This window comes from Ruegeria sp. AF8, assembly GCF_056541825.1.
Map to the genome: position 1 here is coordinate 25,323 of NZ_JBQFYW010000015.1, position 20,140 is coordinate 45,462.

Consider the following 20,140-nt stretch of genomic DNA (forward strand, 5'->3'; position numbering starts at 1 on the left):
ATTTATTTCGTGCGTTAGTTACCTGTTATCCACCCCGAAGCCGCTGCATCAGGTAAACTTCCGCCCCGTCGGGAATCGGTTCGGTCAACCCGCCGGCGATGATCCGTCCATTGATCGCCACGGACACACCGGCATCGATGGGGCCTCGCAGCGCGGGATAGGCCCGGACCAGTTCGCGCAGCAGCTCACCGGTATCGGCGGCCTCGACCTCGACCACCTGCCGGCCCCCGGTCAAAGACCGGAGGCCAGACCAGAGGTTGACCTCAACCATGGTCCTTGAGCGCCGCCAGAATGCGCGGCGGCGACATCGGCAGCCGGCGCATCCGCACGCCCGCCGCGTTCGACACCGCATTGGCGATGGCCGCCAGTGGCGGCACGATGCCCGTCTCGCCGACGCCTCGCACACCGAACGGATGACCCGGATTGGGCACTTCGACGATGACCGTGTCGATCATCGGCAGGTCGGACGCGACCGGAATACGATAGTCGAGAAAGATCGAGTTCTGCAGCCGCCCGTCCTCGCCATAGATATATTCCTCGTTCAACGCCCAGCCGATGCCCTGTGCGGCGCCGCCCTGATACTGGCCTTCGACATAGGTGGGGTGGATCGCCTTGCCCGCGTCCTGAATGACGGTGTAACGGGTGACGCTGGTCCTGCCGGTCTCGGGATCGACCTCGGCATCGACGATATGGGTGCCGAACGACACACCCGCGCCCTCGGGTGTGGCTTCGAAATGGCCCGAGATCGGCCCTCCCGTCGCGCCCATGTCGGCGGTGATCTCGGCCAGCGGCAGCGGATCGAAATCGCCCGCGTTGGGACCCGAAGGCACCGCACAGCCGTCTTCCCATTTCACCGCATCGGTCGGAATGCCCCATTTGGCCGCCGCGCGTTCGCACAGCTTCGCAACCGCGTTGCGTGCCGCCTTGATGGTGGCCAGCCCCGACGCATAGGTCACGCGGCTGCCGTGGCTGACATCGTTATAGCCCAGCGTCGCGGTGTCGGCGACGGTGACCCGGATGTTCTCGTAAGGAATGCCCAGCACTTCGGCCGCCATTAGCGCCATCGAGGCGCGCGAGCCGCCGATATCGGGCGTACCCACCATCACCTGGGCCGAACCATCCTCGGACAGCGCCAGTGACACGCTGGTCTCGCCGCCATGGTTGAACCAGAAGCCACAAGCGATCCCGCGCCCCTGCCCCGGCTTCAGCGGCGCCGAATAATGCGGATGCGCCTTGGCGGCCTCCAGCGTTTCCACCAGTCCGATCCGTTCATAGCGCGGGCCGAAATTCGCCTTCGTCCCTTCGTGCGATGCGTTTTTCAGGCGGACGTCGACCGGATCAAGGCCCAGTTGATTGCACATCTCGTCAATGACCGATTCCACCGCAAACGCGCCCATCGGCGCGCCCGGCGCGCGATAGGCCGCCTGTTTCGGGCGGTTGGCCATCACGTCATACCCGACCTGCCTGACGTTTTTCAGGTTGTATGGGGCAAAGGCGCACATCGCGGAAAACTCCGCCGGTGCGCCGGGAAAAGCGCCACCCTGCAGGCGGAAGATGCCTTGCGCCGCAGTAATGGTGCCATCCTTTTTCATGCCGATCTTGATGTCCATCGACGCCGACGAGGTCGGCCCGGTGGCCCGGAACACCTCGGACCGGGCCATCACCAGCTTGACCGGGCGATTGGCCTTGCGGCTCAGCGCCAGCGCCACCGGCTCGATGAACACGGTGGTCTTGCCGCCGAACCCGCCGCCGATCTCGGAGGCGGTGACCCGCAGCTGAGCCGTCTCGATCCCCAGCAGGGCCGCGCAATGTTTCTGTACGTACCAGTGGCCCTGCGTGCAGCACCACAGCTCGCCCTTGCCGTCGGCACCCAGCGACGCCAGACAGGCATGCGGTTCGATATAGCCCTGATGGGTGGCCTCTGTTTCGAAATGATCTTCCACCACCAGATCGGCCTCGGCAAAGCCCGCCTCGACATCGCCATGGCCGCTTTCGTGACAGCGCACCACGTTCGGGTGCATGCCCGCAGGCACGGAATAATCCGCAGCACCTTCGCGGATCACCGGGGCGTCGGGGGCCATCGCCTTGTCGACATCCGTTACGTGGGGCAACACCTCGTACTCGACCTCGATCAGCTTGAGCGCATCGCGCGCCGCCAGCGCCGAGGTCGCGGCCACTGCCGCCACCGCGTGCCCGTCATAGAGTGCCTTGTCGCCTGCCATGACGTTTTCCAGCACGTTCCAGAATTCGCCTTCCAGACCGGGCTTGAATTCCAGCTTGTCCGAGAAATCGGCGCGCGTCACCACCGCCTTGACGTCCTTCAGCGCCTCGGCCTTCGACGTGTCGATCTTCACGATCCGCGCATGCGCGTGGGGCGAGCGCAGGATGGCCCCGTGCAGCATCCCCGGCGCATGTGCATCGGCACCGAACTTGGCCCGGCCCGTCACCTTGTCCAGCCCGTCGGGGCGATCGGGACGGGTGCCAACGAAATTAAACTCGGATTTGCGATCGTCCAGTGCCATTATGACGCCTCCCGCATCTCAGCCGCCGTATCCATCACGGCGCGAATGATCTTGTCATACCCGGTGCAGCGACACAGGTTGCCCGCCAGCCAGTACCGGGTTTCCTCCTCAGACGGGTCGGGGTTCTTTTCCAGCAGTGATTTGGCCGCGACCAGGATACCTGGCGTGCAGACACCGCATTGCAGGGCCGCGTATTCGATGAACTTCTTCTGCAACGGGTGCAGCACGTCGCCATCGGCGATGCCCTCGACGGTTTCGATCTGTTTTCCCTCGGCTTCGACCCCCAGCATCAGGCAGGAGCAGACCAGACGGCCATCAACGGTCACCGAGCAGGCGCCGCAATCGCCGGTCCCGCAGCCCTCTTTGGCGCCGGTCAGGTTCAGCTTGTCGCGCAGACAATCCAGCAGGGTTTCGCGCGGATCGCACAGAAACTCGACCTCATCCCCGTTCACGGTTGTGGATATATGGAACTTGCTCATGGCTCATTCTCCCTTGGCGCGGGCATAGGCGATTTTCGCCGCACGTTTGGCCAGAACGCCGGCGACTTCGGTGCGGAATTCGATGGTGCCACGCTTGTCGTCGATCGGATTGCAGGCTGCGGATGCAGCCGCTGCCAGCGCATCCAGCGCCGCATCGTCCAGCGTGCTTCCGATCAGCGCGCGGGCCGCATCTTCGACCAGCACAACGGTCGGGGCAACAGCCCCCAGCGACACACGGGCCTCGGTGATCACGTCGCCGTCCAGACGCAGGTTCACACCAACGCCGACCACGGCGATATCCATCTCGGTGCGCGGGATAAACCGCAGATAAGCGTCGCCGCCGTTTTCGCCGCGCGCCGGGATGTTGACCGCCGAGATCAGTTCGCCTTTCGCCAGCGAGGTTCTGCCGGGGCCGGTCGGAATATCCTCGACCGCGACCTCGCGCGTGCCGTTCGGGCCGGTGACGGCAACCGTGACACCTGCCGCAACCATCGCAGGCACGGAATCGGCCGCGGGCGAGCCGTTGCACAGATTGCCCGTCGGCGTCGCGCGCCCCTGCACCTGGGTCGAGCCGATCAGGTCCATCGCCTCGACCACGCCGGGCCAGTCGCGGCCCAGTTCGGGATGCTCGCTCATCTCGGCACCGGTGGCGGCGACGCCCAGCGTCCAGCTGCCGTCGGCATTGCGGGTGATGTCGCGCACACCGTCGATCTTCTTGATGTCGATCAGCGTATCCGGCGTCACCAGATCCGAGCGCAACTGCACCAGCACATCGGTGCCGCCCGCCAGAAACCGTGTGATGCCCGTCGCGTTCGCAGCCAGAGCCGAGGCCTCGGCAAAGCTGGCGGGGCTGTGATAGTCCATAAAGTTACCTCGCACCTGTGGATCAGGATTCACTGGGGATTTGCACGGACGTTAGTGCAGTGCCCCAGAGACGTCCATGGTCGGAGCGACCAATTTTTTCGTTATCCCATGTCGTTTTTCGATCTCGTGTCAGAGGTCGATCTCGATCACGCCGTCCGGTTGCGCTGCCCGGCTTTGGCACAGGATGAGAGCGCTCTCGCGCTGCTTGTTGGACAGGACAAAGTCGCGATGTTCGATTTCGCCCGAAATCACCCCGCATTTACAGACGCCGCAGATGCCGTCGGCGCATTTCACATCGACGTGAATACCGGCCTCGTTCAGCACCTGCGCCGCGTCCTTGTCCGCGGGCACGGTCAGGTCCCGGCCCGACCTTGCCAGACGCAGCGTGAACGGATGGTTTTCATATTCCGGCTGTTCGGGGACCGAGAAATACTCCAGATGCCGCGCCTCTTCGGGAAAGTCCTGCCGTTCGGCCGCCTGCATGACACCATCCATGAACCGGTCCGGCCCGCAGGTATAGACGTGCCAACCCTTCTGATATCCCGACAGGATCGCATCCAGATCGGCGCGGGTGCCTTCGTCCGAGAAATGAAAATGCACCTGGTCCGCCCAGGGCGCCGCCGCCAGATCGTCCAGATACCCCGCCGCGCTGCGGGTGCTGGCGGAATAGTGCAACTCAAACGGCCTGCCCAGCGCGTGCAGGCGATGGGCAAAAGCAATCATCGGCGTGATGCCGATGCCTCCGCCCATCAGAAAAGTCTTGGCCGCGGCCTCATCCAGTTCGAAATGGTTGATCGGTTTCGAGACGAACACCTTGCGGCCCTCGCTGAAAATCCGGTGCAACAGAGCCGAGCCGCCACGCCCCGCATCCTCGCGCAGAACACCGATCTGATAGGTGGCGCGGTCGGACGGGTCGCCGGACATCGAATACTGCCGTAGGAACTCGGGCGCGACCAGCACGTCCAGATGTGCGCCAGCGGTCCAGTCCGGCAGCGGCGCGCCATCCAGCGCCGAGAATTCATACTTGGTGACATCCGCCGTCATCCTGTCGACTTTGGTCAGTTCGACCCGCATCACCGGCGCGTCCCCCGCGATCCGGTAGCGGTGGATCACCGACAAGTCCCCGGCGGCCTTGCGGGCCTTGTATTCCTCGGCCGTCACCAACGCCTCATAGGCGGCGATCCCGGCCTCGCGGTCCATCGCAAAGGGATAGGGCCACGGATGCGGGGCCAGATAGGCCGGATAAACCGCCAGCGTCTGATCCTCGTATTTCAGATCCAGATCCGTCTGCAGATCGCGCCGGTTCAGCGGGTGGACCGAGGGGCGATAGGCCCCGTCCGCCTGCAACTCGATATCCCACCACCATTTCTTGGTGTCGTTCAGCCCGCCATTGCCCATGGCGTCATCCAGTTTCGCCAGCGCAGCGGCCGCCTGCGGGATATTCATCGCAGTCCAGCGGAACGGGCGTTCCTTGAATATCCCCTCAAGGTTCCACGGGCAGGTCTTCATACACCGCCCGCACATCGCCCCGCCGGGCGTGGTGATCCGGTAGGTTGCGCATTTCTGGCTGTCGGATTTCCAGATCTCATAGCCGTTGAACATCAGCTTGGGCCCGGCGGTGATCGCGCCCGAGGGACATTCGCGCGCGCATTTGTTGCAAGCCTCGCAAAAGGTCTGCAGGCCGAAATCAATGGGCCTGTCATGCACCATCGGCATGTCGGTGGTCACCACGCCCGATTTCAGACGCGGGCCGAGATAGGGGTTCAGGATCACCTCTCCGATCCGGCTGACCTCGCCCAACCCGCTCAACAGCAACAACGGTGGTTGCAGCACTTCGCCATCCATCACCGTATGCGCCTTGGCCTTGTAGCCCAGATTGCGGATCTGCTGCGCAATCACCCCGCCCAGCAGCGAGAACCGCAGATAGGCGCGCATGGACTGGGCGACGCTGATCCAGTCATCGCCGCTGGCGCCCTCCATCGTCTCATAGCCCTGGTCGATGATCATGCTGACGGCCTGATCGTGGGGTGGTTTGATTTCCTCGCCGGTGGCGTCGTGGGAATACCAGGCCCAATCGGGGCAGCGGCTGAGGCCGACCGCGTCGATGCCAAGAAAGTAACTCGCCGCCTTGAGGTTGGCGGCATTGCGTTCGGCGTCCGCAGGTTTGTACGTTTCGGCGCTTTCACCGTCCTGAAGCAGTACAAAAGCGCCAAGTGCGCGGCGCTGCGCGCAACTGGGCGCGGATTTGCGCGCATAGTGCCCGCCCTTGGCCCCGTCCTGAACCGCCTTGCCCATGTCCCCGAACTGCGCCCGCGCGAACATGTCCGCCCGTTTCGGAACACGCGCCACATTGGCCTCGTCAATATAGGTGGTGGGCTCATCCACACGTCTGAGCCTTTCAAAAGGCTGCGCCCCGTCCACATAGCGGCGACCGGCGTAAGGATCTTTATTCAAAGCGTTTTTTGCAAAACCCTTGCCCAGCCACCACACCGGGCCCCGGGTACGGAACCAGGGTTGTCCAGACATTGACCGCAACGGACGGTCATGGGCGATCTCCATCTCGGTGGTCACCGCCGCCAACCCGAACCGCGCACCCAGCCACGGGGCAACCAACGCACCGTTTTCCGTCACCACCAGACCGGCGGCCACAGCCAGCTTGCCCAGATCGACATCCGTGGAAGTCACCGAGTGCGCCCGCGCATCAAAGCCCAGAAGGCGGATGTAGTTCGCAATTACCACAGCATTTTCAGTGGCTAACAGGCAGGCGCGATGGTCTTGCGCATCCATGATCCAGTCCGCGCCGCGCTCGTCAGGCTCGGGATCTCGGTTGTGCTCGTACAGGAACACGATGGCGTGGCGGTGGCTGTCGATGGAGGTCGGCTGCGCCTCCATGCTTTCCTTGAGATCCGCCATGATGACATCGATGCCCGAGGCCAGCGTCTTGGTCTGCCGCGTCTTCAAGGCATGGGCCAGCCGGTCGATATCCGGGTTCCGGCGCGGCTCGCTCAGACGGGCTAGCCCCGGCAACGGGCCACAGCCCATCATCGAAGCGTCGTTGAAATACCCGAATGCTTTGAGATGGTTGGCGCGTTCCTGCGGGTGCGGGGGAATCTCTGCCGTGGCCGGGTTCACAAGCCCGTCCCGGATCGCGTCCAGCATCGCCTGGAACTCGCCCATCGCGTTGACGATGCTCTCCGGCGTTTCCCGACGGTGGAAACTCAGATCCGCCATCGCCGGCACTTGGGACAGGTCCGGCGCCTCAGCCGCCCGTTCCAGCCGTTCAAGCGGGTATTGCCCCATATGCACCGGCCGGTTCTTATCCGAGAAAAAGCGGATTCCCATCGTGTTCTCCTGTTCCTCCCGATCCTCTACCCGGAATTGGACAGCAAAACCATTCATGGTTAGTCATATGCGGCATGAGCAAATTCGATTTCACCGACCTCGACGGCAAAGTCCTGCGCACCTTTCTGACCATTCTCGAAGAGAATTCCGTCTCCAGGGCCGCCGACCGGCTGGGCGTGACGCAATCGGCGGTCAGCCACACATTGTCCAAATTGCGCGCGGTGCTGGGCGATCCTCTCTTCGTGCGCTCGGGCCAAGGGTTGGTGCCGACCGAGCGCGCCACCGCTCTGCAGGAACCGGTGCTGCGGGTTCTCGACGGGATGCGCGCCCTGACCGAAGGCCGTCCGTTCGATCCGCTGTCCGAGGATATGGATTTTCGGATCGCCGCAAACGACCTGCAGCGGGATCTGATCTTTCCCCGGCTATTGCATGCCGCGCGTACTGACAATATCAGGCTGCGGCTGCATTTCGTTCCCTCCGGCGTTCCCGACGCGACCATCCTGCGCAACGACCGCTGTCAGTTGATGCTGACGCCAGTTCCACCGGATGGGCCGGATATCTTTCAGAAGCGGCTGCTGACCAGCCCGCTGATGATCTATTACGACGCCAGCCGGCGTGAACCGCCCAAAAGCTGGCAAGACTATTGCGCCGCGGAACATGTCGAGGTGCGCTTTGCCGATGGTCGCAGCGCCAAGGTTGTCATGCGCGGTGTCGATCAAAGCCAAATCCGCCCGCCCACGGTCACCCTGCCCCATTTCAACGCCATCCCGCCGTTTTTGCTTGGAAGCGACCTGATTTCGACCGACACGGCGCTGATGAAGAAAGGCCCGCTTGCGGCGCTGGACTGCGCCCCGTTGCCATTCGAATGCGAGCCGGTGCGGATCTACATGGTCTGGCACGAACGCTCGACCGGTGACCCGGCCCATCGCTGGCTGCGTGAACGGATCGAACGGATCGCGGCACAGTTGCAGCCGTGATTGTCTTAAGGTTTTCCTGACCGATCCAACCGCGCTTTGATCAGATGCGTCAAAACCGCCCCCGTTTCGAAATAGGCGCGGCGCAGACCAGCCCAGCTTTCCCGGTGCTCCGAAACCGCTGGAACCGGCAACAGGGACGGATCGGCCGCCAGCAGGCTCTGCGCCGCCAAAGCTCCGAACACGGTTCCGGGGCCGATGCCCCGGCCGGAAAAGCCATGGATTGCCAGCGCGTCGGGGCCGATGCGGATGATTTTCGGGATATGATCCGAAGTCATGGCGATACGCCCGTGCCAGCCAAGGGTCAGCGGCTGATCGGCCAGTTGCGGGTAAATCTGTGCCAGTTTGCGCGCGATCCAGTTGCGATGCACGAAACTGCCCGGATGCCCCAGATCGCCCATCGCCCCGATCACCATCCGCCCGGCCCGATCCATCCGGAAAGATGTCATGATCAATCCGGTGTCCCAGCACCCTTCACTGCCGGGCAGGATATCCGCGCGCAGCTTCTCGGGCAGCGGAGCGGTTGCGTATTGAAAATAATAGACCGGTACATAAGCGGGCGCAGTACCGGTCAGGCCCTGGTGATAGGCATTGGTCGCCTGTATGACCGCCCTGGCGCGCACGGCCCCGGCCGGCGTCTTCAGATGCCACATATCTCCGTCGCGCTGCAGTGAATGCACCGGGCTTTGCGTGAACACCCGCGCACCCGAGGCCATGGCTGCGCGCGCCAGCCCCCGTACATAGGCCAGCGGCTGGATCGTGCCGGCCCGAGGGTCGAACAAAGCACCCTGAAACGCATCACTGCCGGTTCTTCGGTGAGTCTCTGCCTCTGACAGCATTTCTACCGGAGCGCCAGAGGCACGCAATTGCGCATGGCGCCTGGTCAATTCCCGAGAACCGGACGGGGAATGCGCGCAATGCAGGGTTCCGTTTCTGACCGGCTCACAATCGATACCATGCGCCTCGATCAGTCGAAATACCTGCGCTGGCGCATCGGCCAGAAGGCCGATCAGCCTGTTTCCGGCATCGTCCCCCAGATGCGCGCAAATGTCGTCCGGCGGCAGCCAGAGACCGGCGTTGGCCAGCCCGACATTTCGTCCCGAACCGCCATAGCCGATTTCCCGCGCTTCCAGCAGACAGACCGAGGCCCCCGCCCGTGCCGCGTGAAGCGCCGCGGAACAACCCGTATAGCCGCCGCCGATTACCGCCAGATCGACGGTGAGCGACCCGCTCAGCGCCTGCGCATCGACGTTTTCGCGGCAGGTTTCCCGCCAAAGGCTGTTCTCTGTATCTGTGGGCACATCCATCCCTTTTCGGAGATCGCAACCGGGACCATTCCCCAGCGGTCAGCCGGTGACAAGGGCTCTTTGATCCTCGCGCCCCATGGAAATCAGCATGGGGTTCTCGTCCTGGCGTGCCTGGAATCCGGATTTGTCCGCCATGCCGCGCCAGTTCGCCAGTACCAGCGACTGCGCCACCGCTCCGCCCAGCGTCGCGCCGGGACCGGTGACGATGAACAGATCCGGCGCGAATTCGCGGGCGGCGGTCTGCACAGCGCGGGTGAAGTCATAAGGTTCGGTCACCTGATGGCCCAGCGTGTAGTCCCAAAGAGCATCGGTATCGGTCGCCCCCGGCCACCAGATCTTGCCCCGCCCGTCGATCAGCGGACGGTCGGGCTGGCCAAACATCTCTGCGGACAAACGCGCCCGCCCTTCGGCCGCAACCGGCGCCTGCAAGCGAGTATGAAAGGCCGCGTGATTGGCCAACCGCATCGGAAACCGCTCCTGCGCGACAGGCTGCGAGGTTTCAAAGGCCTTGAGCCCCTCTTCATTGCCCGCCAGCACCAGCATCCCGCCCAGATCGATCGACAGCGCCAGATCGTGCCCGTCCAGCGCGTCGATGCGGGCAGCATGGGCCAGCAACTCCGCCTTGCGCGCCGGATCACCGGCCCAGTCCTTGCCGGTGAAGGGATAGACCAACTGCCCGCCGATCAAACGCTCCTGCATCAGCGTGCCCATGGTGTTGACCACCCGGAACCCGTTTTCCGCGCTCAGCGCCCCGGCAGCGGCCAGTGCAATGTACCAGCCCATTGAGTTGCCGGTGACCGCGACCACATCGATATCGTCAGCCAGGACGCGCGCATCGGCCAGCGAGGCCGCGTAGATCAATGGCGAGGCCACATCGCCGCGTGAATATTTCGAAACGGAAAACCGTGCAGCGCCATCCAGCGCCGTCACCGCCTCCTGCCCGGTCTCGGCACGGATGCCATCGAATGCGTGGAACAGTTCCATCCGGGCTCCGTGATGGCGGTGCAGATAGCCCAGTTCCGGCTTGTTATAGGTGCCCCGTCCGGGACAGATCACGACGGCGGTCCGGGTCATGTCTTTGCTCCAGTCAGAGAAAGCGCGGCGGCGACGATACCCGCCGTGGAGGGCAGAGGAGCGGCATAGGCGGGGCCAGTGGCAATGAAGCAATCCTCAGCAACGACACGAGCGGTCGAGGCGGCGCCACTTTCTTCGCAGAAGAAAGTCATCAGCGCCTCGGACTGGCTGCCGGTGCGGCGGCATTCATCGACAATCAGGATATTCTTGCAGTCCTTGGTGGCCTCGCGCAGCGCCTCGACTGGCAACGGCGCCAGCCAGCGCATGTCGATGATGCGGGTTTTGAGGCCCGCCGCCTCCAACTTGGGCAGCGCCTGTTTCGACAAGTAGTGCCCGTTGCCGTACGTCACAATGGCCAGATCGGTCCCGTCGCCATGCATGCCGATCTCGCCCAGCGCGATCCGCTGATCGGGCGAAGGATAGGTCGTCATCCATTCCCCATCCTGAGGCGCGTGCAAGTCGCGCATGGGATAGAGCGCGATGGGTTCCAGAAACACCACCACCCGCTGCTCTTCCCGCGCCAACCGCACGCATTCGCGCAACATCCGCGCCGCATCCGCACCGGTCGATGGACAGGCAATGATCACCCCCGGAATATCGCGCAGAACAGCCAGCGAGTTGTCATTGTGGAAATGTCCGCCAAAGCCCTTCTGGTACCCCAGCCCCGCAATCCGCAGCACCATCGGATTGGTGAACTGCCCGTTCGAGAAGAACGGCAGCGTCGCCGCCTCGCCCCTGATCTGGTCCTCGGCATTATGCAGATAGGCGAGGAACTGGATCTCGGGAACCGGCACAAAGCCGTTATGCCCCATACCGATGGCCAGTCCCAGAATCGACTGCTCGTCCAGCAACGTGTCGATCACCCGGTCGGGGCCAAAACGCGTCTGCAGCTTTTGCGTCACGCCATAGACCCCGCCCTTGCGTCCCACATCCTCGCCCATGCAGACGATCTCGGCATGGTCCAACATCAGATCGGTCAGGGTCCAGTTGATCAGGCGGCTCATCGGCTGCGGGTCATCCATTGCCCGCATGTCACCACCAAAGGCTTCGGCCCGCGCCTCGGCGGTGGGGCCGTTGGTGGGCTTGCAGGGGCGTTTCGGCGGGATCAGACTGGCCACCACTTCGGCGGCATCACCCAGATGCGGGCGCATTACCGCCTCGGCCGCGATGCGATCGGTGCGGGCGCAGGTATCCTCATAGATCTTCAGTGCTTCATCGGGTGCAAGCGCGCCCTCTTCGGCCAGCAGCCGAACGGTGTGGAGCAGAGGATCGTTACCCTCATCCGCCTCGACCTCGGATTTGCTGAGATAGGTCGTCGGCACATCCGCCCCTGCATGGCCGTAGAGGCGCACGGTTTTCAGATGCAGGAATGCAGGCTTGCGGCGGGTACGGACGTATTCCGCCGCCTCTCGCGCCACCGCATGGGTTTCATAGATGTCCAATCCATTGGCCCGGAAATACTTGATCCCCGGCCGGTGCTCCATCGACATCTCAATCCAGCCCTTGGGCGTCTTGGTCGAAATACCGATCCCGTTATCCTCACACACGAACAGCAGCGGCAGAGGCGTGGACTGCACCGAGGTCCAACCGGCAGTATTGATCGCCCCCTGCGCTGTCGAGTGGTTGGCCGAGGCATCGCCAAAGGAACACATCGCGATCCCGTCGGCGGGCAGTTCCCGATGCTCAGGGTCATGCCTGCGCGCCGCGCCCAATGAATACGCCGCCCCCACCGCCTTGGGCAGGTGGCTGGCGATGGTCGAGGTCTGTGGCGGGATCATCAGTGACTTGGACCCCAGCACCTTGTGCCGCCCGCCTGAGGTCGGATCCTCTTTCGAGCACGCAAAACTCAGCAGCATGTCCCAGGCGATCTGCTGCCCCGGCACCTGATCGGAGCGGGCAATCTGGAACGCCGCGTCGCGGTAGTGCAGAAACGCGATATCCGTGGGCCGCAGCGCATGCGCCACCGCCGCCATCCCCTCATGCCCCGAAGATCCGATGGTATAAAACCCCTGCCCCGCCTTCTGCATCGCCCGGCTGGTGCGATCCAGCGCCCGGCTCAGCACCTGCGCGCGATAGAGCGACACCGCCTCGGTCGCGCTCAGCCCCGGAGCAGGGGGTGCACCGGCAGGCAGGTCTTGCGCGGCAACACGGGTCAGGAAATTCTCGTGAACGATCTGGGCGCGGTCCATGGCTCGGCCTTTTCGGGTTTTGGTGTCGTGTTACAGCGCTTCAACGGCGCGGGCGATGCGGGCAAGCCCTTCGGTCAGGCTATCCGTGGCATAGGCAAAAGACAGACGCAAATGCCCTGGCATCCCAAAGGCGCGCCCTGGCACCAGCGCAACGCCCGCCTCGTCCAGCAGATAACGGCAGAATTCGTGATCGACCGGCATTTTCGCGGGCGTTCTGGGGAAGACATAGAACGCCCCGTCGGGCAAGGCGCAGTCCAGACCGGCATCGTTCAGCCCCGCGACAACAAGATCGCGGCGTGCCTGCATCTCGGCTCGGCGCTCGGCCAGCAGGTCCTGCGGCCCGGCAATCGCGGCCAAAGCTGCCGCCTGCGCGATAGAACAGGCCCCCGACGTGATCTGCCCTTGCACCGCCACCATCGCCTTGATCAGCGGCGCCGGGCCGATCCCCCAGCCGATCCGCCAGCCGGTCATGGAATACGCCTTGGACACCCCGTTCACGGTCAGCGCCCGCCTCGCCAGCGCAGGCACCGTCTGCACGAAAGGCGTGAACGGAACGTATGAGAGATGCTGATAGATCTCGTCCGAAATTACCCAGACCTGGGGATGCTTCTCCAACACCGCCCCCAGCGCCTGCAACTCCGCCTGCGTATAAACCGCCCCGGTCGGGTTGGAGGGTGTGTTCAGCAGCAGCCAGCGGGTGCGCGGCGTGATCGCGACCTCCAACTGTTCGGGCGTCAGCTTGAACCCCTGCTCGCGCGGGCAGTCCAGCACCACCGGCACCCCACCCGCCAGCTTCACCATGTCCGCATAGCTGGTCCAGAACGGCGCCGTGGTGATCACCTCATCCCCGGGGTTCAGCGTTGCCATGAACGCCCCCGCCAGCACCTGCTTGGCCCCGGTCGAGACGATCACATTCGCAGGCTCCACCCCGGCCTGCCCGGCAATCGCCGCCCGCAAGGCGGGCGTCCCGGCGGTGGCCGGATACCGGGTCTGGCCGTCCAGCGCGGCCCGGTGCGCGGCCTCGACCACATGGGCCGGGGTGGGGAAATCCGGCTCGCCGGTGCTCAGCGCAATCACATCCACGCCCTGCGCCCTGAGTTGCGCGGCCCGTTCCGAGATTTGTACGATCTCCGACAGCTCGATCCCGTCAAGCCGCCCGGCCCTTTGGAACTCTCCCGGATTGTTCTGAAGTGTCATGGCATCCTCACTGCTGGGCCTGCGCTTTGCCGCCCTTCATCGCGCCGAAGCCGAGAAAAAACCAGTGACATTCCCTTTAAAAGCCATGAGTATAACTCATATGATTGCACCTCGCCGTTTCCTACCCTCGATCTCGTCCCTGCTCGCGCTCGAAGCCGTCGACCGGCTCGGCAGCGCGTCGGCGGCGGCCGAAGAGCTGTCCCTGACCCAAAGCGCCATCAGCCGTCAGTTGAAGGTGATGGAGGAGCAACTCGGCGTCGCCCTGATCCAGCGCACCCAGATGCGGTTGCAACTGACGCCCGCCGCCCGCGAATATGTCGCCACCGCCCGCACGGCGTTACATCAGCTGGCGCGGGCCTCGCTCAAGCTCAAGGCCAACCCGACCGGCGGGTCGCTAAACCTCTCGATCCTGCCCGCCTTCGGGATGCACTGGCTGGCCCCGCGTCTGCAGGATTTCGCGCGGCGCCATCCGGAGGTGACGGTGAACCTCAGCACCCGGCTGAAACCCTTCGACTTCGCCGCCGACCCCTTCGACGCGGCGATCCATTTTGGTCAGAGGGACTGGGCGGGCGTCGCCTATCTGCCGATCATGCGCGAAGAGGTGCTGCCGGTCTGCGCTCCCGCGCTGATGCCGCCGAATGGCAATCATCCCGACTGGCTGCTGACCGCCCCACTGCTGCATCTCGACACGCGCCCGGACGCATGGGAACGCTGGTTCGCCGCGCGGGGTATGGAGGCGAACGGCCTCAGAGGCACGTTGTTCGACCAGTTTTCAACCATGATCCAGGCGACGATCCACGGGCTGGGCGTGGCGCTGTTGCCCAGCTATCTGGTGGCCCAGGACCTTGAGACCGGGCGGCTAGCGCTGGCCTGCGACGACCCGCCGGTCAGTCTGGGGGATTACTTTCTGGTCTGGCCGCAAAACCGCACCGACTCCGCGCCGCTGAGATCGTTTCGGAGTTGGTTGGAGGGGCAGGTGACACGGCAATCCGCTGAATGACCTTCACGTCAGTTGAATTTGGCGGCTGTCTGCAGTGAGAGCTTGGCGGCCACTCGGCATTCTTCGAAAGGTGCCGGGATGAATTGCAGGCATGCCTGCATCGCGATTGCATGGCGTTGGGCCTCAATTTCTGCTTTGACTGAAGCGCGTTGACTATAGCAGATGCGATCTCGCGCTTTGCAGAAAGCGCGAGACCTCAAGCCCAAGACTCGCCTCGATCGCAATCTGAAGATCCGTGTCCTTTTTGAATTCCGCCTCCAGTTCTGAGAATTTCCAGACAAGAATACGCGACGGCTTGACGGCAGTCACTGTAACCGGTGCGGTGAAACGCACGTCATTGTTCAAAAAGGCTGTGCCACCGAGAAAACGTCCCGCGCCGAGCGTGTCCACGTGTTTAGCGTCCATTTCGACGCCAACCTCTCCGCCGATGATGAGCGAAAGGTTCTCTACCCGCTCACCCTGCTTGAGCAGCGTGGCCCCCGCGGGAACAGATGTGGCGGAACCCATTCGAAGAAGCTTGAAAGCTTCCCGTTCGCCAAAGTTGCGAAGGGCGATTTCATACAAGTGTCGTTCTTCATCGCTGAAGGGCACGGGCCGGCGCTCCAGCAACAACCGTGTGATCCAGTAGATATTGATCGCTATGAAAAACAGGTTCCAGCCGATCGGTGCCCAAAGGGGGGCGCTCTGAAAATAGTAATACGGCAACAACAGAATTCCGCCGCCGACCGACAGAACCCGCAACCAGAAAATGTCCCTTACGGAGTAAGAAACAAGATAGAAGATGTTCGCGGCGTTGACCAAAAGATCCAGCCCCAGCATGTCGTCACCTCATCCATGGTATGCGGACAACGATCACCGTAGCTCAGGGTCAGAAAGGGGCAAAGTGCGATTGTGAAGGCTATCTTTGGGGTCAAAACTTCTTGGTATGGACGCCTGAAATTGTCTCGCTGAGGCGACATCGGCTGCAAACGCACTTCTCAAACGCGCAACGAATTTCGCAAACATTTTTGCAGTTCAGCACAGGCTCGTGCACCGATACTTCGAATAACAAACCGAACACCGCAGCGCACGAGCATCGCTCGTGCGCTGCCGGGTCCAACGGGAGGAGACGTTTTTGCAGAAAACGTCGACGACCGGCGGGAGCACTTCCGCCCCCGTCGCCCGGTCACACATCGAGCGATCGGGCAATGAGCTCCTTCATCACCTCGTTGGTGCCGCCATAGATCATCTGCACCCGCGCATCCGCATAAAGCCGTGCAATCGGATATTCCATCATGAAGCCATAGCCGCCGAAAAGCTGCAGGCACTCATGCATGACCTCGTTCTGCACCTCGGACCCCCAGTATTTGACCATTGAGGCGGTGGCCGCATCCAATTCGCCCCGCTCCAGTCTGGCGATGCAGTCGTTGACGAAACTGCGCAGCACCTCGGCCTTGGTCTTGCACTCGGCCAGTTTGAAGCGGGTGTTCTGAAAATCCATCACCCGCTGCCCGAACGCCTTGCGCTCCTGCACGTATTTCACTGTCTCGGCAAGGGCGAAATCGATGGCGCCCAGCGCCATGATACCGATGGTCAGGCGTTCCCACGGCAATTGTTTCATCAACTGATAAAAGCCCTGCCCCTCTTCCGGGCCGATGAGATTGGTCATCGGCACCTTGACGTCCTCAAAGAACAACTCCGCCGTGTCGTTGGCCTTCATCCCCAGCTTCCTGAGGTTGCGCCCGCGCCGAAAGCCCTCGGCTCCTTCGGTCTCGACCGCAATCAGCGATACACCGCGCGCGCCCTGCGCCTTGTCCGTCTTGGCCACCACAATCACTAGATCGGCGCTCTGGCCATTCGTGATGAAAATCTTGGAGCCGTTGATCCGGTAGGAATTTCCGTCTTTTTCCGCCGTCGTACGCACGGCCTGCAGGTCGGACCCGGTGCCCGGTTCAGTCATGGCAATTGCGCCGACCATTTCACCCGAGGCGAGCCCGGGCAGCCATTTCGCCTTTTGATCCTCGCTGCCATATGCGGTGATGTAATGGGTCACGATGGATTGGATGCCATAGCCCCAGCCTGCATCCCCGCGCGAGGTCTGCTCATAGATGGTGACCGCATCGAACCCCATCCCTCCACCGACGCCGCCGTATTTCTCGGGGATCGACCCGGCCATCAGGCCGGTGTCGCCGGCCTTGCGCCAGAAGTCGCGGTCGACCACGCCATTGTCGACCCAGGCTTCGATATTGGGGACAAGTTTGTCATCCAGAAACCGCCCCGCCATTTCGGCGAACATGCGATGTTCGTCGGTGACCCAGGCCGCAGTGTCGGTAAAAAGAGACATTCCAGTTCCTCCGATTCAGGCTTGGCAACAAGCTAGACAAATGCCCGTCCGCCGCCAATCTCGGTGACGCCGCGTTTCTTTCCGCGCAACGCCGCGTCGTTTGCGGTCATGCGGTGACACGATGGCGCGCGCCCGGTGCCGGGGGCGTCTCGGGTCCGCCTGCAAAACACTGGGCGATGGACATCCATTCGCGCGCGACCGCCCCCTCAACGATCAGGGATGTGTCGGCGATATTGCGGGTTTGGGCCACAACCCGCGCGAACTCGACCGCCGGGCCGGTGATGCGGTCGTCGCCCGAATCCCCGAACATCCAGAGCGCACCGGAAGGTGCAGTCAGCTCAAGCCGTGGCATGACGGCCGGCGCTTCGCGGCCACGCAGTTTGTAGGACCATCCAAAGGTATTGACCCCGAGGATCACGATGTTTTTGATCCTGTCCGTGTCCTGCCGCTCACGACCCAGAATATCGAACACCTCCTGCCCATGCGCCCATGTTTCCATCTGCCGGGCGGTGATGGAGGAACGGACGGACATGTCCGGCCCGACCCATTTCACCCGCTGCTTGGGGTCCAGCCCGGCCCAGCGCGTGCCCATGTCGCGACAAAGCCTGCGCCATGCCGCGCGCAGTTCTTCCCCCCTTTCGGGGATCATCGCGTTCTCGGTGGCGCGAAAACCGGCGGTTTGGATGCCTTTCAGAGTGTCTGCAAGCCGGTCCTGAAACGCATCCGGGTCGCGAAGAGAGAGATCGGCCATGCCATTCCAGAAATGCAGATGGACCAGTACGTCGTTCAGCGTCCAGCCCTTGAACTGAGTGACCGTCTGCCAACGGATGCCCGAGACATCGGCCAGGGCCTCGTCAAGCGCCATGCTCTCTTCCAGAAAGTCCCCTGCCTGCTCCATTACGCCTCCTCTTCGATCTCGAACATCGCGTCACCGGCCGCCAGTTGCTGACCCTCCGAGACGTGCACCCGCACGACGCGTCCATCTCTGGTGGCGGCGATCTGATGTTGCATCTTCATCGCCTCAAGTACCGCCAACGTCTGCCCCTTGCGTACCGTCGCCCCTTCCACCACATCCAACGCCTGCACCAACCCCGGCATCGGAGCGGTGATACAGCCGCTACCCGGCCCGGCATCCCCTGCGCGGCCTGCCCGCAACAGGCGCAGCGAGATCCGGTCGGACCCCACCGCCAGCATCACCTCGTCCTCCGAGACATGGGCTGCCGCTCGAATCCGTTCACCGTTGATACGGGCCTCGACATCCGGTGCGTGCCGCTCTGGCATCACATCGAAAGGCTGGCCGCCGATCACGATCTTCCAGCCGCCGGGAATGGCCGCTGCCGCAAGCTCCAGCCGCGATCCGGCAACGAGAACCGACAAACCGCGCGACGGCATCTGGGTATTTGACCAACCCAGCTGATCCGGCGCCACAAAGCCCGCACAGGCCAGCGCCTGGCTACGCGAGGCTTCGAGGAGAAGCGCCGCAGCCAAAGCAACCTGGCGGAAATCGGCGGGCGTGGAGGCCTTGGTTGCGACACCGCCGTCCAGAAACCCGGTCGTGGCCGTGCCCTGGGCGAAATCCGGATGTGACAGGATATCGGCCAGAAAACCGGCATTGGTCACTGTGCCCAGCAACACCGTATCCTGAACGGCCCGGATCAGGCGCATACGCGCCACTTCCCGCGTCGGGCCGTGGGCGATGATCTTGGCCAGCATCGGATCATAATGCGGCGAGATCGCCTGACCCTGAGCAATCCCTGCATCCACCCGCACCCCCGGTCCGGTGGCCGGTTTCCAAAGGTGGACCGGACCGGTTGCCGGAAGAAAGCCGTTGCCGGGATCTTCGGCATAGAGCCGCGCCTCGATCGCGTGCCCGCTCAGCGCCACCTCGTCCTGCCGTATCGGCAAAGGCTCGCCCTGCGCCACGGCAATCTGCAAGGCCACCAGATCGAGACCGGTAATCATTTCTGTCACCGGATGCTCGACCTGCAGCCGCGTGTTCATTTCGAGGAAATAGAACTCACCCCTGTCGTCGAGCAGAAACTCCACCGTTCCGGCACCCCGGTAATCGACGGCGCGCGCCGCCGCAATTGCAGCGGCCCCCATTCGGCCCCTCAATTCCGAGGTCATGATCGGGCAGGGGGCCTCTTCGATGACCTTCTGATGCCGGCGTTGGATTGAACAGTCGCGCTCACCCAGGTGAATGATGTTGCCGTGGGTATCGGCACAGATCTGAAACTCGACATGGCGCGGCGCGACGATAGCTTTTTCCAGGATCAGCTCACCCGAGCCAAAGGCATTGGCGGCCTCCGAACGCGCCCGCGCCAATGCGTTTTGCAGATCTCCGGGCGTGCCAACCAGCCGCAGGCCGCGCCCGCCGCCGCCCGCCGCCGCCTTGACCATCAGCGGATATCCAATCTGGTGCGCGGCCCCGATCAACGCAGCATCGGATTGATCCTCGTCATCATATCCGGGCACGCAGGGCACGCCGGTCGCGGCCATCAGGCGTCTGGCGCTGGCCTTGTTGCCCATTGTCCGGATGGCGTCCGGACCCGGGCCAATGAAAACCTGACCGGCCCGGGCAGCGGCTAGGGCAAACTCGGCGTTTTCAGACAGAAACCCGTATCCCGGATGGATGGCCCCGGCATCTGCCCGCCTCGCCGCCTCCAAAATCCGCCCGGCATTCAGATAGCTCTCGCCAACCGGCCCCTCACCGATCCAGACGGCATCATCGGCCAGTTTCACGTGGGGCGCAGCGGCATCGGCACTTGTGTACACTGCGACGGTCCGCAACCCCATGTCGCGCGCCGTGCGGATCACGCGCGCGGCAATCTCGCCCCGATTGGCGACAAGTATGCTGTCGAACGCCATA

The 20,140-nt window shown here is 63.3% G+C and carries 15 protein-coding genes; 2 read left to right on the forward strand and 13 right to left on the reverse strand.

What is annotated here, in order from left to right; translation table 11 throughout:
- Positions 1 to 25: 25 nt before the first annotated feature.
- From ACR0AO_RS19060 to ACR0AO_RS19080, 5 genes are all read right to left on the reverse strand, one after another.
- Positions 26 to 271: a MoaD/ThiS family protein gene (locus ACR0AO_RS19060; RefSeq protein ID WP_480607095.1), complete on the reverse strand. Its 246-nt coding sequence runs from the start codon at positions 269 to 271 to the stop codon at positions 26 to 28.
- The gene (locus ACR0AO_RS19065; RefSeq protein ID WP_480607098.1) at positions 264 to 2,522 is read right to left on the reverse strand and encodes a xanthine dehydrogenase family protein molybdopterin-binding subunit; all 2,259 of its coding nucleotides are present in this window, start codon (positions 2,520 to 2,522) and stop codon (positions 264 to 266) included. Before ACR0AO_RS19065 ends, ACR0AO_RS19060 begins: the two co-directional genes overlap by 8 nt.
- On the reverse strand, positions 2,522 to 3,001 hold the full coding sequence (locus ACR0AO_RS19070; RefSeq protein ID WP_480607100.1) for a (2Fe-2S)-binding protein: 480 nt from the start codon (positions 2,999 to 3,001) through the stop codon (positions 2,522 to 2,524). Before ACR0AO_RS19070 ends, ACR0AO_RS19065 begins: the two co-directional genes overlap by 1 nt.
- Positions 3,002 to 3,004: 3 nt before the next feature.
- A complete protein-coding gene (locus ACR0AO_RS19075; protein WP_480607103.1) occupies positions 3,005 to 3,865 on the reverse strand; it encodes an FAD binding domain-containing protein in 861 nt (286 codons plus the stop codon).
- A gap of 129 nt (positions 3,866 to 3,994) precedes the next feature.
- The gene (locus tag ACR0AO_RS19080) at positions 3,995 to 7,207 is read right to left on the reverse strand and encodes a reductive dehalogenase (protein WP_480607106.1); all 3,213 of its coding nucleotides are present in this window, start codon (positions 7,205 to 7,207) and stop codon (positions 3,995 to 3,997) included.
- Positions 7,208 to 7,281: 74 nt separating this feature from the next.
- Between ACR0AO_RS19080 and ACR0AO_RS19085 the strand changes: the two genes are divergently transcribed.
- Complete coding sequence (locus ACR0AO_RS19085) at positions 7,282 to 8,184, forward strand: LysR family transcriptional regulator (RefSeq protein ID WP_480607109.1); 903 nt, start codon at positions 7,282 to 7,284, stop codon at positions 8,182 to 8,184.
- 5 nt (positions 8,185 to 8,189) lie between these two features.
- On the opposite strand, the gene ACR0AO_RS19090 is transcribed toward ACR0AO_RS19085, so the two are convergent.
- Genes ACR0AO_RS19090 through ACR0AO_RS19105 form a run of 4 tightly spaced genes read right to left on the reverse strand, consistent with a single transcriptional unit; the run spans position 8,190 to position 13,948 of the window.
- Positions 8,190 to 9,482, reverse strand: a complete 1,293-nt coding sequence (locus tag ACR0AO_RS19090; RefSeq protein ID WP_480607112.1) for an NAD(P)/FAD-dependent oxidoreductase — start codon at positions 9,480 to 9,482, stop codon at positions 8,190 to 8,192.
- 45 nt (positions 9,483 to 9,527) lie between these two features.
- On the reverse strand, positions 9,528 to 10,562 hold the full coding sequence (locus tag ACR0AO_RS19095) for an ACP S-malonyltransferase (RefSeq protein WP_480607115.1): 1,035 nt from the start codon (positions 10,560 to 10,562) through the stop codon (positions 9,528 to 9,530).
- Entirely contained in the window at positions 10,559 to 12,751 is a 2,193-nt protein-coding gene (locus ACR0AO_RS19100; RefSeq protein WP_480607118.1) for a dehydrogenase E1 component subunit alpha/beta, read from the reverse strand. Before ACR0AO_RS19100 ends, ACR0AO_RS19095 begins: the two co-directional genes overlap by 4 nt.
- A gap of 30 nt (positions 12,752 to 12,781) precedes the next feature.
- Positions 12,782 to 13,948: a pyridoxal phosphate-dependent aminotransferase gene (locus ACR0AO_RS19105; RefSeq protein ID WP_480607121.1), complete on the reverse strand. Its 1,167-nt coding sequence runs from the start codon at positions 13,946 to 13,948 to the stop codon at positions 12,782 to 12,784.
- 100 nt (positions 13,949 to 14,048) lie between these two features.
- Between ACR0AO_RS19105 and ACR0AO_RS19110 the strand changes: the two genes are divergently transcribed.
- Positions 14,049 to 14,948, forward strand: a complete 900-nt coding sequence (locus tag ACR0AO_RS19110; protein WP_480607313.1) for a LysR substrate-binding domain-containing protein — start codon at positions 14,049 to 14,051, stop codon at positions 14,946 to 14,948.
- 153 nt (positions 14,949 to 15,101) lie between these two features.
- Here the strand turns inward: ACR0AO_RS19110 and ACR0AO_RS19115 are convergent, their stop codons facing one another.
- The 4 genes from ACR0AO_RS19115 to ACR0AO_RS19130 form a co-directional block, all read right to left on the reverse strand.
- Positions 15,102 to 15,767, reverse strand: a complete 666-nt coding sequence (locus ACR0AO_RS19115; RefSeq protein WP_480607123.1) for a cyclic nucleotide-binding domain-containing protein — start codon at positions 15,765 to 15,767, stop codon at positions 15,102 to 15,104.
- Between the two features lie 346 nt (positions 15,768 to 16,113).
- The gene (locus ACR0AO_RS19120) at positions 16,114 to 17,271 is read right to left on the reverse strand and encodes an acyl-CoA dehydrogenase family protein (protein ID WP_480607125.1); all 1,158 of its coding nucleotides are present in this window, start codon (positions 17,269 to 17,271) and stop codon (positions 16,114 to 16,116) included.
- A 106-nt stretch (positions 17,272 to 17,377) separates the two neighbouring features.
- Positions 17,378 to 18,169, reverse strand: coding sequence for a TIGR03084 family metal-binding protein (locus ACR0AO_RS19125; RefSeq protein WP_480607127.1), 792 nt, complete (start codon positions 18,167 to 18,169; stop codon positions 17,378 to 17,380).
- Positions 18,169 to 20,139 (reverse strand): acetyl/propionyl/methylcrotonyl-CoA carboxylase subunit alpha, encoded by a 1,971-nt coding sequence (locus tag ACR0AO_RS19130; protein ID WP_480607130.1) that lies wholly within the window; start codon positions 20,137 to 20,139, stop codon positions 18,169 to 18,171. Before ACR0AO_RS19130 ends, ACR0AO_RS19125 begins: the two co-directional genes overlap by 1 nt.
- Position 20,140: the final 1 nt, after the last annotated feature.